Genomic DNA, 14575 nt, shown 5'->3' with positions numbered 1-14575 from the left:
AAACCGACGCTTAGGCCCTCCTCAGCGTCGGTCTCGCGGATTGGGGGCGATGGGATCGACGCTGAGATGGGATTTGGGGGAGAAGGATGGGAAGGTTGGGATGGGGCTAGGCGCGGGCTTCGTAGCGACGGGTGTAGAGCACCAGCAGGATGACGGCGAGCAGGCTGATCGGCGCGCCTGCGATGCCGGTGAAATGGTAATTCATCGCCGTCGCGGTCAGTGCCGCTCCGCCGACGATGGAACCGATCGCATTGCCGAAATTGAAGGCGATTTGTACGGCGGCACCGGCAATCAGCTCGCCGCCGCCTTCGCCCGCCTGCACCATCAGCAGTTGCTGTGGCGATGAATTGAAGAACAGCGCGAAACCGATGATGAACGTCAGCAACGCGGTGGTCGCATGATTACCAGGCAACAGGAAGACCAGCAACAGTCCGCACAAGGCGATGCCGTGCGATAGCGCCGCGGTCGCGCCCGCCTTCCACAGGTCGGTCAGCCTGCCGCCCACGATGCCGCCGACCACCATGCCGAGGCCGGCGAGCACCATCAGCATCGGCACCATCGTCGCCGACCATCCGCCGGTTTTCTGCAACCACGGCGACACGTAGCTCCACCAGCAGAAGATGCCCGAATTGCCGAAGAACACGGCCAGCAGAATCAGCCACGGGCCGGGATGGGTGAGGAAGCGGAACTGCCCCTTGATGCCGGCGTCCTTGATCGGATCGATGGACGGCACCCACGAAATCACCACGACGATCGTCATAAGCGCCCAGGCGGCCAGAATCGCAAACGCCAGCCGCCAGGACATCGCCTCGGCGAGCAACGTTCCCGCGGGCACGCCCAGCATGTTGGCCACCGTCTGGCCCATCACCATCATGGACACGGATTGCGCCTCCTTGCCCTTGTCGGCAAGCGTTTTGGCGATCAGCGTGGCCGTGCCGAAGAACGCGCCATGCGGCAGGCCGGAAATGAAACGCGCCACCAGCAGCATCGGCGAGCAGAAGGAGACGGCGCTGAGCGTGTTGCCGACCAACGCGATGGCCATGAACAGGATGATGAGATGCTTCGGCGGCACCTTGCGGCCGAACACCAGGATCAGTGTGCCGACACACACGCCGATGGCGTATGCGGAGATGTAATGGCCGGCCGCGGGAATGCTGACATGCATGGCGGTGGCCGTCTGGGGCAGGATGCCCATCATCACGAATTCGGCGGCGCCGAGGATGAAGGCGCCGGAGGCCAGCGCCAGAATGCTTCTCTTCATGGGGATTCCTTATTTTGGATTGTCCGCCGAACCAGCACTTGGATGGTGCCAAGCGTCGGTTCGATATTGCGATTCCCGCGAAACCGACGGTGAGACGGTGCCAAGCGTCGGTTTGATGGAAAGGCAAAGAAAAAGGCGGAACCGAAGTTCCGCCTTAGTTGTCGGGCTGGCGGGATTTGAACCCGCGGCCTCTTCGTCCCGAACGAAGCGCGCTACCAAGCTGCGCTACAGCCCGTTTGGCAACAGTTGGATATATTACACGATTGGGCGCTGTATGCAAGGTCGGCGTGTCGCGTGTTGTGTAGTGGCTTCTCGGTACACTTGGGGCTTATGACTGAGACCAACGAATCCCAAGAGAATCAGAACGAAGAAGAGGCCGCAGTTCCCACCATGACCACGGTGGAACGCGCCGAAATGCTGCTGCAGCAGGATGCTGCGATTCGCGCCAAGATCAACGGCGGCGCCGCGCTGGACGAGGCCGTGGACCCGTCCAATAAGGAATTCGGCCCGCTGGCCCACCCGGAACAGGTGCAGATGCGTGTGGCCAAGCGCGCCATGATGCTTAAGGAAGGCATCCAGCCGTACCCGGTGACCCTTGACGTCACCGCCACCATCGAAGAGGTCCGCGCCAAGTATGACGGCAAGCTCGAAGCGGGCGACGAGACCGGGGACGTGGTCGGCATCGCCGGCCGTGTGCTGTTCCTGCGCAACGCGGGCGGCCTATGCTTCGTGCAGCTGTCCGCCGGCGATGGCACCAAAATCCAGGGCATGATCTCCAAGAAGGAGATCGGTGCCGACTCCCTGAAGCAGTTCAAGCAGCTGGTCGATTTGGGCGACCACCTGTTCATCAAGGGCCGCGTGATCGCCTCCAAGACCGGCGAACTGTCCGTATTCGCCACCGAATGGGCCATCGCCGCCAAGGCATTGCAGCCGCTGCCGGCCCTGCACAAGGAGCTCAACGAGGACACCCGCACCCGCAAGCCGTACATCGGCATGATCGCGGACGAGAAGATCCGCAACATGGTGCGCAACCGTTCCAAGGCCGTCGCCTCCCTGCGCAAGACCTTCGCCGACCATGACTTCCTCGAGGTCGAAACCCCGATGCTGCAGACCGTGCACGGCGGTGCCGCGGCTCGTCCGTTCACCACGCACATGAACGCCTTCGACCTTGACCTCTACCTGCGCATCGCGCCGGAACTGTTCCTCAAGCGTTGCCTCGTCGGCGGCATCGACCGCGTGTTCGAAATCAACCGCGACTTCCGCAACGAGGGCGTCGACGCCACCCACGCGCCGGAATTCACCATGGTCGAGGCCTACCAGGCCTACGGCAACTACGACACCATCGGCGCGCTCGTCAAGCAGCTCGTGCAGGACACCGCCATGGACGTGTTCGGCAGCCACAAGGTGACCCTGCTGGACGGCACCGAATACGACTTCGGCGGCGAATGGAAGACCATCAGCATGTACGACTCCCTCTCCGAGGCCCTGGGCGAGGAAATCGTGCCGAACGGCGGCCCGGACAACCCCGGCACCTCCGTGGAGCACCTGGGCGAGATCGCCGACAAACTCGGCGTGGAACGCGACGACGTGGAGAACCACGGCAAGCTCGTCGAACACCTGTGGGAGCACTTCTACGAGGACAAGCTGTACGAGCCGACCTTCGTGCGCGACTTCCCAGTCGAGACCTCCCCGCTGGTCAAGGGCCACCGCTCCAAGGCCGGCGTGGTCGAGAAGTGGGATCTGTACGTGCGCGGCTTCGAGCTGGCCACCGGCTACTCCGAGCTCAACGACCCGGTCGTGCAGCGTGAACGTTTCGTGGCCCAGGCCAAGGATGCGCTCGCCGGCGATGAGGAAGCCTGCGACATCGACGAGGACTTCCTGGAGGCCCTCGGCGTGGGCATGCCTCCGGCAGGCGGCATGGGTATGGGCATCGACCGACTGCTCATCGCACTGACCGGCGCCACCATCCGCGAGACCATCACCTTCCCGCTTGTGAAGCCGCTGAACTGAGGCGGAGCCTCAGTTCAATATTCGGCTTCACGCGAGGCGGTCGAAGAGGAAGCCCTGTGGGCTTCCGTGCCGCCGGAGCCATCCTTAAAAAATAAAAGAGCAATTACTAAAGGGCGTTCCCAATACGGGAGCGCCCTTTTGCATACCCTCGCACACCCAACATCTAACATGAGATTCATGGAAATATCGACTTGGATTCGCGGCGCTCGCCTGAAAACCCTGCCGCTGGCGATCGCCCCAGTGGTTATCGGGGCCACGCTGTCGTGGCGGGGCGTGTTTCTTTACTCGCAGGGTGGCGATATATGGCATGAGCCGTGTCCGTTCTTCGGCGGGCAGCATGACTTGAGCGAATTGAAATTCGGCTCGCTGGTCGGCGAATGCCAGCGTTCCGCAGGCTGGTTCATCTTGGTGGCGGTACTGTGCGGTTGCGTGGCGTTGTTCCTGCAGGTCGCCGCGAATTTCGCGAACGACTATTCCGACGGCATACGTGGCACTGACGAGGGGCGTGCCGTCGATTCCGCACGGTCATTTGCAAAAACACCATCCGCGGAATCGACTTCGACTCCGGAAATGCTTCCGGCATCGCAGCCCCAGCATGGCCCCGCCCGTCTCGTCGCGTCCGGCGTGAGTCCAAAGAAAGTACTTGCCGTGGCCGGAATCAACGCGCTGATCGCCTGCCTGTGCGGTCTGGCTGTCGTTACATTGACCGGCTACTGGTGGTTCATCCTGGTCGGTATCGCCTGTCTCGTGGCCGGCTGGTGCTACGTCGGCGGCAAACACCCCTATGGCTACCACTATTTGGGTGAGATATTCGTTTTCATCTTTTTCGGGCTCGTCGCCGCCTGCGGCACGATGTTCGCCCTGGCCGGCACAATCTCGACCGAAGGCATGCTCGGCGGCGCCAACGTCGGCCTCATCGCCGTCGCGGTCCTGTGCGTCAACAACCTACGCGACGTCGAAACCGACCGCACGCACGGCAAGCACACATGGATGACCGCTTTGGGCCGGCGCAACGGCACGGTTTTTGCGATTGCGCTGCTGTCCGTCGCCGTGCTGTTGCTCGCCGCTTATATACTGCTGCTGTCGACGCCTGCGATGCCGACAATCGCAATACTGGCGGTCACGTGCGCGATGTGCGCTGCCGCCGCCGTCGCGATCGCAAGAAAAAAATACGGCGAGGCGCTGCCGCTGTGCACGTTCTCCTCACTGGCGCTCGCCGTAACGTACGTGTGTTGCGTGGTGTTTGCCTAGCGCTGCAACGACAGTGCAACGAAATGAAAATTGTTGCAAAACGTGGGGCGTCAATCGTCGGAAACGGCTTGTTTTGGGTGTGCCAAGCGGTAGACTTGCAAGCATGACTTACAAACTAGTACTGCTCCGTCACGGACAGAGCGCATGGAATAAAACCAATCAGTTCACCGGCTGGGTCGACGTCCCGCTGACCGAGCAGGGTGTCGAGGAAGCCAAGAACGGCGGCCGCCTGCTCAAGGAGAAGAACGTCCTGCCTGACATCGTCTTCACCTCGATGCTGCGTCGCGCCATCAACACCGCCAACGTCGCGCTGGACGAGGCCGATCGCCTGTGGATTCCGGTCAAGCGCAGCTGGCGTCTGAACGAGCGTCACTACGGCGCCCTGCAGGGCAAGAACAAGACCGAGATCCGTCAGGAGTACGGTGACGAGAAGTTCATGCTGTGGCGTCGTTCCTACGCCACACCGCCGCCGGAGATCGATCCGAACGACGAGTACGCGCAGAACAACGATCCGCGCTACACCGGCGATCCGGTTCCGGAAGCCGAGTGCCTGGCCGACGTGGTCAAGCGCGTTGAGCCGTACTTCAAGTCCGACATCGAGCCGGAGCTGAAGGCTGGCAAGACCGTTCTGATCGCCGCTCACGGCAACTCCCTGCGCGCCATCGTGAAGATGCTGGACAACCTCTCCGAAGAGGAGATCGCCAAGGTCAACATCCCGACCGCAATGCCGCTGCTGTACGAGCTGGACGAGAACTTCAAGCCGATCAAGCCGCGTGGCGAGTACCTGGATCCGGAAGCCGCCGCTGCCGGTGCTGCCGCCGTCGCCGCTCAGGGCCAGAAGTGAGTTTGTTGCGATTGGGCGCGTGAATAGTCGCGGCTGATCGCATGAAACACATACGAAAAGGTGGGAACCTGTATACCGTAGGTTCCCATCTTTCGTTATTGCCGGCGCCTTTGTCGGTAAGTCTTTTTCACGTTGTATCTGCGTTTTGCTGATGTCGCCTTGCCTGCGCGGCTCGGCGGGTGCCGTGCGGCGCAGGCAAGGCGGACAAAACGGAATCGCAAGAACGTCAGATCACGCCGTATTCCTTGAGCAATGTCGGAATATCAGTGGAATCCAGCTTCTTCACGATCTGTTTCAACACGCCCCTTTCGATGGGGTTGAGCTTCATATCGGTGATCGGTTTGCCGTCTCGCAGCATCACCGTGGCGTTGAGCAGGTTGCGCACGTCGTAGACCGAACCCCACACCTCCGGCACGCCGCGGTCCACGTCGCACAGCGTGTACACGGCCTCCATGCCGGTGCGCATCGAATATTCGGTGGTGAAGATCGTGTCGCGCGGCGTCTCCGCGAATTGGCCGAGGAATGCGAAATTCACCGCGCCATCCGGCACCACATCGGGGCGGTCGCCGGCGGAACGCGGCATGAAGAAGGCATCGATGTACGGCATCATCACCGGAACCGTGTTGGCGTGGTTCTTCGCCAAGTCGGCGATTTTGTCGGTCGGCACGCCCATGTGGTACAGCCATTCCTCGCAGATCTCCTCGCCGGTGCAATCCTGCATCGGCTTCTTCACATAGTTGCCGGGCTTGTCGGGGAACAGACCATACACCCATACGCACAGCTGGTCCTTCGGCTGGTCTCGGAACTGCTGCTGGCGATTCAGCGTCCAGCTCATCAGCCAATTGGAATCCTCAACGGTGACGATGCCGCCGGTCACCACACGTCCGGAGAACGGATCGCGCTTGCAGATCTTCTGGATGTATGGCGGAATCTCGCCGTCCAACGTGGTGACGGTGGCGCTCATCCACTTCGAATGCTCCGGGTCGGAGCAGAACACGTCCGGATGTCCGAAGCTCGGATCCTGCGCCGCGATGCGACGCCACATATCCCAACCGCCGCCGGGCTTGATCTCCGGAGCCCACGCGGCCGGCTCGGTCTGCGAACCCATCGAGGAGTTCTCCACGCAGCCGCCATTGGTGATGAACACCAGATCGTTCTCGCCCAAATCGATGCTGCGGGTCGTGCCATCCGCCTTGGTCAGGTCGATGCGCGTGGCCATCTTCTTGGTCGGCGAGCTGAACGGATTGCGCGGATACGCGCCGTATTCGGCCTGCTTCCTCAAAATCGTGTCCTGCCCGGTGCCGGTGCGCTGGCGTACGGGACCCATGCCGCCGCCAATCGCGAAATCGACGTTCTCCACCTTCACGTTGTAGTGGAACTGCACGCCGAAGCCTTCCAGATACTTGATCATCGGCAGAATCATCGACTCGTACTGGTTGTAGCGGGTGAACCGCAACGCGCTGAAGTCCGGCAGTCCGCCGATATGGTGGATGTAGCGGCGGATGTACAGCTTCATCTCCAACGCGCTATGCCAGTTCTCGAAGGCGAACATGGTGCGCCAGTACATCCAGAAGTTCGTATCGAACACCTCATCGTCGAAGAAGTCGGAGATCTTCTTGCCGTATAGTTCCTCGTTCGGTGTGAAGAACAGCTCCATGATCTCCATCGACGCCTTGTCGGACAGCGCGAACTTGCCGTTCGTGCCGCCGTCCACGCCGCGCGCCTTGGTGGAACGGCACAGCGAATAGTTCGGATCGTCCTTGTTGAGCCAGTAGTATTCGTCCAACACGGACACGCCATCCGTTTCGATGGACGGGATGGAACGGAACAGGTCCCACATCACCTCGAAATGGTTGTCCATCTCGCGGCCGCCACGCATCACATAGCCGACGCCAGGAATGTTCGCGCCATCGCAGGCACCGCCCGGAACCGGGTCCTTCTCGAATACGTGGATGTGGTCGCCGGGCATCTGCGCGTCACGCACCAGATAGCAGGCGGCGGACAGCGCTGCAAGACCCGTGCCGATGATGTAGGCGTTCTTATCGTCGATTCCCTCGGGCTTCCTTGGCCGGGCGAACGCTTCGTAATTGCCGTTGGAATAGTACATGACTTCCTCCTTTGGATGCCGCTGGGCACTATTGTGCCGCGTCGTGGGACACAAGTATACGGGCATGAACTGGACGCGATGTCTAGTTTTTACGACTATCGGAGGAATTTCGCTTATAGGTGGCGGATTGCGCCTGCATGCGAAAGTGATTTTGCCTATATGTGGCAGATTTCTTTTGGAAAAGGATGTTCGGTGGCGGGATTTTTACCCCCTTATGATGTTTTTGGCCGAGGTCATCTGCCACATATAAGCGAGATGGGTGGCTTCCAAACGGAAACCACCCATCTCGTCAAGGAAAATGCAAGAAGAGGTGAGGAACCCTCAGTCGATGTCGGTGCCTTCGTCGCGGGTCGGCTCCTTGGACGGGTCGAAACCGGAGACGATGAACATCACGCGGCGGGCCGCGGAAACGGCGTGATCGCCGAGACGCTCCATGAAGCGGCCGATCAGGACCACGTCGATGAGCTGCTGGTTGGTGCCCTTCCAATCCTCGGACTGGGCCAGTTCGAAGGTCTTCTTGTGCAGAGCGTCGAGCTTGTCGTCGTTGAGAATGATCTGCTCGGCGGTCTTGGTGTCGCGGTCGGTAAGCATGGAAACCACCTGGTCGGCCACATTGTCAAGGAACGCCTGCATTTCGGCGAACAGCGGCTGGGCATCGGCCGGCAGCGGGGAAGCAGGATAGGTGCGGCGGGCCGCTTCGGCGATGTGACGGGCCAGATCGCCCATGCGCTCGAACGTTGCGGCCAGACGCAGGGTGGAGACGACCACGCGCAGATCGGTGGCCACCGGGTTCTGCTTGGCCAGCAGCTTCACGCACTGGTCGATGACGCTGGATTCGAGGGCATCGATTTCGATGTCGCCGTCGATGACGGCCTGGGCGGCTTCAAGATTCTGGTTCAGCAACGCGTCGCCGGCACCATTGATTGCCTTGCGAACGTCTTGCGCCATGCGGTCGAGGTCATCGGCGACTGCCTTGAGCTCTTCATTGAAGATAACGCGCATATGCTTGCCTTTCAAATGCTTCACGTATGTCAATATCGGGTTCGGATATAACCTCTCTCAAGTGTATTAGGGAAGTGGCGGATTCGCACGTGACGGACGTGTTGTTCCGCCAATGTTCACCGGCACGTTCACCCTGCGTTCACGAAAATCGCGCCACGACCATTCATCGGGGAACGTCAGGGTGTGCGAGAATGAAGACATGTTTGAATCCGTAGGCACGTGGTGGCGCAATCTGACACATCGCCATGGTGACGATCGCAACAATGATGATACTTTGGACGACGCGACGAACACGTTGCTGTCCATACTGCCGCTGGCCTCCATCGTGGTCGACGAGCATGACGAGGTGATACGCGCGCATCCGGACGCCTACGCCCTTGGCGTGGTGCGGGACGACGCCATCGCCGATGACACCGTGGCAAGCGCGGTGCACGAGGTCCGTGCCCACGGCGGCAAGAAGCAGTTCAGCCTGACCACGACCACGTTGCATGAGCCGAAGAAGGCTCCGAAAGCAGGGAAGCCAACCATGCGGGAGGTTGCCAAACAGGCGTTGATCGGCCAATCGCCGGACAAGCCGGTGACCACGGTGTCCCGCCCGAACTGGCTGAAGGTGATCGTAGGCAGGCTCAACGAACGCTTTGTGGTGGTGCTGGTTTCCGACGTGAGCGAAACCGTCCGTTTCTCCCAGATCCGTGATTCCTTCATCACCAACGTTTCGGAGCAGCTCCTCAAGCCGACGCAGTCGCTGGAGGAGCTTGCGGACGCGTTGGAACATGACTCGGACAATAAGGCCGCGATTGAGGGGAACACCGTAAAACTGCGCCAATCCTGCGCTCGCATGGAACATATGGTGTCCGACCTGCTGCTGCTTATCAAGGCGCAGGAACCGATTCTGCCGACGGCGAGCAACCGTATCAACGTCATGGAACAGGTGAAAACCGTCGTCGACGCGCATCGCGACATGGCGCAACGGCGCGGCATCGACATTGAAATCGATGGCGACGAATCACTGGACATCAACGGGGAAGGCGAGCAGATTCAGGCCGCGGTCGCAAAGCTGCTCGAAAACGCCATCGCCTATTCACCGGACGGCAAGGGCATAACCGTATCCGTCAAGCCGAACGAGGACGGCACCAAAGTGCTGCTCAGCGTGCTTGACCGTGGTTGCGGCATTGCGCAGAAGGAGCAAAGCCGTATTTTCGAACGGTTCTACCGTGGCGGCAACCAGAATGGGCATTCCGAGGAAGGCATCGGTTTGGGTCTTGCCATCGTCAAGCATGTGGCGTTGACCCACCATGGCTCCGCTTCGGTGTGGAGCGCTCCGGGACAGGGCAGCACGTTTACGTTGGGGCTGCCGGTCGCCAGAAATTAGCGGCGATTGCAGAGCGTTGGGACACGCCATATACGGCAAAGGGCCGCTTCCGCAGGTTGGTGCGGAAGCGACCCAATGTTGTTACCGGTTATTTCGCGATTGGCTGAACCGCCGGTCGGGTTATTCGCCAAGACGGCGGTAGTCCCACCGGTCGAAATGCTCCCAAACCAGCATGAGCACGCCGATCACCGTGCCGGCGGCGCACATGGTCTGCAATCGTTCGACATTGATGCCGAAGGCCAGCAGAATCATGCAGATCACCAAGGCGATGGCCCATAATGCGGTGCCGAACGTGAACACCTTCCGCAGGTCGACGCGCACCGGTTTGGGGGAGGGTTTGCGCACGCTTGGGTCGATAATCGGAGCAAATTTCATACCGTTACCTTACCTCGGTGCGCGCGTCACAGGTGCTCGGCCACGTAATCGACGCACTTCGTAAGCGCCTCGACGTCGCTCGGCTCCACGGACGGAAACACGCCGATGCGCAGCTGGTTGCGGCCGAGCTTGCGGTAGCCGTTGGTGTCCACAATGCCGTTCTCGCGCAACGCGGCGACCACTTGGGAAGCGTTGATGCTCTCGTCAAGGTCGATGGTGACCACGGCGTTGGAACGTGCGTTTTCGTCGGAAACGAACGGCTGCGCGTAATCGGACTTCTCCGCCCACTGGTACAGCAGCGACGCGGAACGTGCGCAACGCGCCGTGGCCCAGGCGAGGCCGCCATTGTCGTTAAGCCAGCGCACCTGGTTCTCCAGCATGACCAGCGTGGCCACGGCGGGCGTGTTCAGCGTCTGGTCCTTACGGGAGTTCTCGATGGCGGAGGTCAGGGACAGGAACGGAGGAATCCAGCGTCGCGCGCCCGGCAGGCTGACGCTTTTAGCGATGCCGTAGGCGCGGTCGATCGCAGCCGGGGAAAGCACGGCGATCCACAGGCCGCCGTCAGAGCCGAACGCCTTCTGCGGGGAGAAGTAGTAGGCGTCGGTCTGGCTGATATCCACGTTCAGCGCGCCGGCGCCGCTCGTGGCATCGATCAGAGTCAGCGCGCCCTGCTCCTTGGAACCTTCGACACGCTTGACCGGGGCCGCCACGCCAGTGGACGTTTCGTTGTGCGCCCAGCAGTAAGCGTCCACATATTCGGTGAGCTCCGGCAGGCGATACGTGCCCGGTTTGCCCGCGAAGATCTCCGGATCCTCAAGGAACGGCGCGGATTGCGCGGACTTGGCGAATTTCGCGCTGAAGGAGCCGTACGTGCCGAACGCCGCCTTGCGGGTGATAAGTGACGCGCAGGCGATGTCCCAGAACGCGCTGGCGCCGCCGTTGCCCAGCACGACCTCATAGCCGTCGGGAATCTGGAAGAAATTCGACAGGCCTTCGCGGATGGAGCCGACCACCTGCTTGACCGGGGTCTGGCGGTGCGAGGTGCCCAGAAGATTGCGCGCGCCCGCGTCGAGCGCCTGGACTTGCTCCGGACGGATTTTGCTCGGCCCCGAGCCGAAACGTCCATCCTCCGGAAGCATGTTGGTAGGAATGTTCACAGTGTTCGTCATGTCATCCAAGGGTAGTCAGAAGGTCGGATTGCGCGTTGATATGGCCGTTTTCCGGACGTTCCTCCACCCGTGGCGAATTATTTGCGCAAGGACGGGGTCTTGATGATAATCCCTATGTCGGTGTACCCTTACCCTTGTGACGGTTCTGTAACCGTGCGCGGTCATAAGCTGCGACGGTTTCGCAATCCGCAAGGAGTGATTAATATATGAGGCATGCGGCGCATAAAGCTGCCAAGGTTTCGCACGCGCAATTCAGCCTATCCAAGGCGTTGTTCACGGCGAACCGGGGCTCCCATACCGCTAAGGCCGTGCGAATGGCACAGCTGGCGGAAGGCGGCGCCGTAGTCGGACTCGCTCCGGAAGTCGTGGATAAGCTGAATGAAGTGGCTCCAATGAGCCGCCGTACCATGCGTGAGGCCGCCAAAGCCGCTTCCCGCAAATCCGCGTTGGTGACCTCCGCTTCGTTGGCGGCGCTTGTCGGCACCGCGGCGACCGCGTTGGCGTTCAGCCAGCAGAACGCATCCCGACTGGTGCTTGCGGACGACGGTACCGAAACGTCCCAGATCAAACGTGTGTCCGATGGAGCGGCATCCCGTTCCGAAGGACGTACCGCCCTTAAGGAACTGGCTTCCACCAGCAACAACGGCGGTTGGCAGCTGGGAGACACCAGCGCCTCCATGGACGCCAGCCTGATGTCCAAGTCCATCGCCGACAATCCGAACGTCGCCGTCCTGATGGACCAAGACAGCAGCGCCTTACCGGCTAACTTCAATCCGAACCATGCCACCGGAGACGTCGGCAACGCCTACGAGTTCAGCCAGTGCACGTGGTGGGTGTATGTGCGCCGCCATCAGCTCGGTCTGCCTGCAGGCTCCCACATGGGCAACGGCTGCCAGTGGGCCGATTCGGCCCGCGCCTTGGGCTATTGGGTTGATAACACGCCGCGCCATGTCGGCGACATCATCGTGTTCGCCGCAGGCCAGGAAGGTTCCGACTCGTATTACGGCCACGTCGCCATCGTTGAGAAAATCAACGACGACGGCTCGATCGTGACCTCTGAATCCGGCGCCTCCCTCAATGGCGGCACGTATTCCCGCACGCTCACGAACGTGGGCGATTTCCAGTATATTCACTACTGAGTTTCCCTACCGACGACCGTGCCCCTTTTCTTGTAAGAGGGATGCTGTAAGCTAAGGATTCGATGAAGCATATTAAGCATTGTTCCGTGATTGCTGCGCTCGCCGCGGCCGCTCTTACTTTCGCCGGGGTGGCACCTGCCGCGCTGGCAGCCAATGATGGCGCCACGCAAGATGCTGTCGTTGCTACCCGTTCGTTCCCGAAGACCAACGCCGTGAAGAAGAACATCCTCGCGGAGGCATCGTCCACCCAGGTCGAATCCGATTCCGACTGGGGCGGTGTGGAAAGCCTGAACGTTCCCCAAACCAAATCTCAAGCCGAAAAAGACGCCGAAGCCGCCGCAGCGGCAGCGGAACAGCAGCGTCAGCAGCAGGCCCAGGCTCAAGCACAGGCCCAAGCCGCTTCTCGTTCCGCCGCTCGAAGCGACCTCAGCAGCAGCGGTTCCTTCACCGTGACGCCGCCTGATGGGGCCAGCGTGTCCAGCCTGCTGACGTTCGCGAACCAGTTCGTCGGCAAGGTTCCGTATGTGTCCGGCGGCAATACCCCGTCCGGTTGGGATTGCTCCGGTTTCGTGCAGTATGTCTACGGCCAGATGGGCGTTTCCCTGCCGCATTACTCCGGTGCTCAGGCGACTGTGGGTCGCGCGGTTGGCAGCCTCGCCGACGCGCAGCCGGGAGACATCATCGCCAATGCGCAGCATGCCGCGATCTATGTCGGCAACGGCATGGTCATCAACTCCCAGCTGAACGGCACCCGCTACGATCCCATCGCATGGGTGTTCCCCAGCAGCTACAGCATTCGTCGAATCTTCTGAAGCTTTGACATTGAGCTAAGGGCGTATTTCCGTGAGGAATACGCCCTTTTGCTTTGTTATTTTCCGCGTCGTTACTTGAAAACCGCATGTCGCGCGGTATGGTGGAAGTCAGGTGCAACGCATAGTCGCGTTGCCGCAACCTGATTCAAGGGAGGTCGCTCATGATCAATGACAAGGCAATCCTCGTAGGTGTCGATGGATCCCACGCCAGCTACAAGGCGACATGGTGGGCAGCGAATTACGCGAAGCATGCGGGACTGACCCTGCAGATCGTCTGCGCATATTCGCTGCCAAGCTATGCGGCAGTGTCGTTCGATGCCACGTATACGGCCATGGGCGATGACAATGCCGCGCACAACGATGCGCAGGAGATTCTGTCGAAGGCCAAGGCCATCGCCGACGAGCAGGGCGTCGAGGCATCGACGTTGATCGTCACCGGAGATCCCGCATCCGTGTTCGTCGAACTGTCGCGCAACTACAACCTCATCGTCATTGGCAACCGCGGCAAGGGTGGTCTGGCCGAACGACTGCTCGGCACCACCAGCTCCAGCCTGCCGGCATACGCGTACTGCCCGATCGTCGTGGTGCCGTACACCGACGACGAAGGCAACCTGATGCACTTGAACAACACCATCACCAAGGTGGCAGTCGGCTCCGACGAATCCAAGTGGGGTCTGAAGGCGTTGGAGATCGCGGCCGCGTTCGCCGATTCGTGGGGCGCCGAACTGGACGTCATCTCCGCCGTGCCGAACATGAAGGGCTCTGAGGACGAAGGCGTCATGGCGTCCTTCCAGGAGGATCTGGATGTGCGCATCAAGCCGCTTGAAGCGGCATACCCGAGCCTCAAGATCAACAAGCAGATCGTGCCCGGCCCCGCAGCCGGCGCGCTGACCAAGGCCAGCTACGACCATGACGTCGTCGTGGTCGGCTCCCGCGGACGTGGCGGTTTCACCGGCCTGCTGCTCGGCTCCACCAGCCAGGGGCTGCTGCAGCATGCGGTCGGACCGGTCTACGTGGTGCCGCGCAAGTATGTGGAAGCCGCGGAGACCCGTCTCGACACCGTGCCGAGCTCGCCTGCCGACGTCACGCCGAAGGCGATCGACGACATCAAGGGCGTCGAGGAAGTGCCGGTCGACAAGGCCAAGCCGGAAGTGGTCGAAGCCATCGAAACGAAGATCGATCCGGACCGTCAGTGACGGTACGGCAAATCGACTGAAATCGATATAAAAACCG

Annotated in this window: 12 protein-coding genes and 1 tRNA gene; 7 read left to right on the top strand and 6 right to left on the bottom strand. The window is 61.0% G+C overall.

Annotated features, from left to right (window positions below):
- Positions 1–106: 106 nt before the first annotated feature.
- Positions 107–1261: an MFS transporter gene (locus OGI63_RS08190; RefSeq protein ID WP_011742854.1), complete on the bottom strand. Its 1155-nt coding sequence runs from the start codon at positions 1259–1261 to the stop codon at positions 107–109.
- A gap of 161 nt (positions 1262–1422) precedes the next feature.
- A tRNA-Pro gene (locus OGI63_RS08185) sits at positions 1423–1496 on the bottom strand.
- Positions 1497–1591: 95 nt separating this feature from the next.
- Here OGI63_RS08185 and lysS point away from each other — a divergent pair.
- The 3 genes from lysS (at position 1592) to OGI63_RS08170 (ending at position 5366) form a co-directional block, all read left to right on the top strand.
- A complete protein-coding gene (gene lysS, locus OGI63_RS08180) occupies positions 1592–3271 on the top strand; it encodes a lysine--tRNA ligase (protein ID WP_041777247.1) in 1680 nt (559 codons plus the stop codon).
- A gap of 168 nt (positions 3272–3439) precedes the next feature.
- Positions 3440–4522: a 1,4-dihydroxy-2-naphthoate octaprenyltransferase gene (gene menA, locus OGI63_RS08175; protein ID WP_041777248.1), complete on the top strand. Its 1083-nt coding sequence runs from the start codon at positions 3440–3442 to the stop codon at positions 4520–4522.
- 103 nt (positions 4523–4625) lie between these two features.
- Positions 4626–5366, top strand: coding sequence for a phosphoglyceromutase (locus OGI63_RS08170; RefSeq protein ID WP_003808215.1), 741 nt, complete (start codon positions 4626–4628; stop codon positions 5364–5366).
- 226 nt (positions 5367–5592) lie between these two features.
- Here OGI63_RS08170 and OGI63_RS08165 read toward each other — a convergent pair whose 3' ends face one another.
- Together OGI63_RS08165 and phoU are read right to left on the bottom strand one after the other, a co-directional pair.
- On the bottom strand, positions 5593–7473 hold the full coding sequence (locus OGI63_RS08165) for an oleate hydratase (protein WP_041777249.1): 1881 nt from the start codon (positions 7471–7473) through the stop codon (positions 5593–5595).
- Positions 7474–7794: 321 nt separating this feature from the next.
- Entirely contained in the window at positions 7795–8475 is a 681-nt protein-coding gene (gene phoU, locus OGI63_RS08160; protein WP_041777250.1) for a phosphate signaling complex protein PhoU, read from the bottom strand.
- A gap of 112 nt (positions 8476–8587) precedes the next feature.
- On the opposite strand from phoU, the gene OGI63_RS08155 reads away from it, so the two are divergent.
- On the top strand, positions 8588–9847 hold the full coding sequence (locus OGI63_RS08155) for a sensor histidine kinase (protein ID WP_011742860.1): 1260 nt from the start codon (positions 8588–8590) through the stop codon (positions 9845–9847).
- A 120-nt stretch (positions 9848–9967) separates the two neighbouring features.
- Here the strand turns inward: OGI63_RS08155 and OGI63_RS08150 are convergent, their stop codons facing one another.
- Positions 9968–10222 (bottom strand): DUF2530 domain-containing protein, encoded by a 255-nt coding sequence (locus OGI63_RS08150; RefSeq protein ID WP_003808222.1) that lies wholly within the window; start codon positions 10220–10222, stop codon positions 9968–9970.
- Positions 10223–10248: 26 nt separating this feature from the next.
- Positions 10249–11391, bottom strand: a complete 1143-nt coding sequence (gene serC / locus OGI63_RS08145; RefSeq protein WP_011743007.1) for a phosphoserine transaminase — start codon at positions 11389–11391, stop codon at positions 10249–10251.
- A 206-nt stretch (positions 11392–11597) separates the two neighbouring features.
- On the opposite strand from serC, the gene OGI63_RS08140 reads away from it, so the two are divergent.
- From OGI63_RS08140 to OGI63_RS08130, 3 genes are all read left to right on the top strand, one after another.
- On the top strand, positions 11598–12530 hold the full coding sequence (locus OGI63_RS08140) for a CHAP domain-containing protein (RefSeq protein WP_011743008.1): 933 nt from the start codon (positions 11598–11600) through the stop codon (positions 12528–12530).
- Positions 12531–12592: 62 nt separating this feature from the next.
- Complete coding sequence (locus OGI63_RS08135; RefSeq protein WP_003808229.1) at positions 12593–13342, top strand: C40 family peptidase; 750 nt, start codon at positions 12593–12595, stop codon at positions 13340–13342.
- 161 nt (positions 13343–13503) lie between these two features.
- Positions 13504–14538, top strand: coding sequence for a universal stress protein (locus tag OGI63_RS08130; RefSeq protein WP_041777251.1), 1035 nt, complete (start codon positions 13504–13506; stop codon positions 14536–14538).
- The last annotated feature ends 37 nt before the right edge of the window (positions 14539–14575 follow it).

The sequence above is a fragment of the Bifidobacterium sp. KRGSERBCFTRI genome (assembly GCF_025908335.1).
Note: the sequence above shows the minus strand (reverse complement) of the source record. Positions and strands in the feature narration are given on the sequence as shown.

Excerpts from the sequence above, each read along its gene's own strand:
- OGI63_RS08155 (WP_011742860.1), top strand. The coding sequence starts at position 8,588 with ATGTTCACCGGCACGTTCACCCTGCGTTCACGAAAATCGCGCCACGAC.
- OGI63_RS08130 (WP_041777251.1), top strand. The coding sequence starts at position 13,504 with ATGATCAATGACAAGGCAATCCTCGTAGGTGTCGATGGATCCCACGCC.
- menA (WP_041777248.1), top strand. The coding sequence starts at position 3,440 with ATGAGATTCATGGAAATATCGACTTGGATTCGCGGCGCTCGCCTGAAA.
- phoU (WP_041777250.1), bottom strand. The coding sequence starts at position 8,475 with ATGCGCGTTATCTTCAATGAAGAGCTCAAGGCAGTCGCCGATGACCTC.
- OGI63_RS08140 (WP_011743008.1), top strand. The coding sequence starts at position 11,598 with ATGAGGCATGCGGCGCATAAAGCTGCCAAGGTTTCGCACGCGCAATTC.
- lysS (WP_041777247.1), top strand. The coding sequence starts at position 1,592 with ATGACTGAGACCAACGAATCCCAAGAGAATCAGAACGAAGAAGAGGCC.
- OGI63_RS08150 (WP_003808222.1), bottom strand. The coding sequence starts at position 10,222 with ATGAAATTTGCTCCGATTATCGACCCAAGCGTGCGCAAACCCTCCCCC.
- OGI63_RS08165 (WP_041777249.1), bottom strand. The coding sequence starts at position 7,473 with ATGTACTATTCCAACGGCAATTACGAAGCGTTCGCCCGGCCAAGGAAG.
- serC (WP_011743007.1), bottom strand. The coding sequence starts at position 11,391 with ATGACGAACACTGTGAACATTCCTACCAACATGCTTCCGGAGGATGGA.
- OGI63_RS08135 (WP_003808229.1), top strand. The coding sequence starts at position 12,593 with ATGAAGCATATTAAGCATTGTTCCGTGATTGCTGCGCTCGCCGCGGCC.
- OGI63_RS08170 (WP_003808215.1), top strand. The coding sequence starts at position 4,626 with ATGACTTACAAACTAGTACTGCTCCGTCACGGACAGAGCGCATGGAAT.
- OGI63_RS08190 (WP_011742854.1), bottom strand. The coding sequence starts at position 1,261 with ATGAAGAGAAGCATTCTGGCGCTGGCCTCCGGCGCCTTCATCCTCGGC.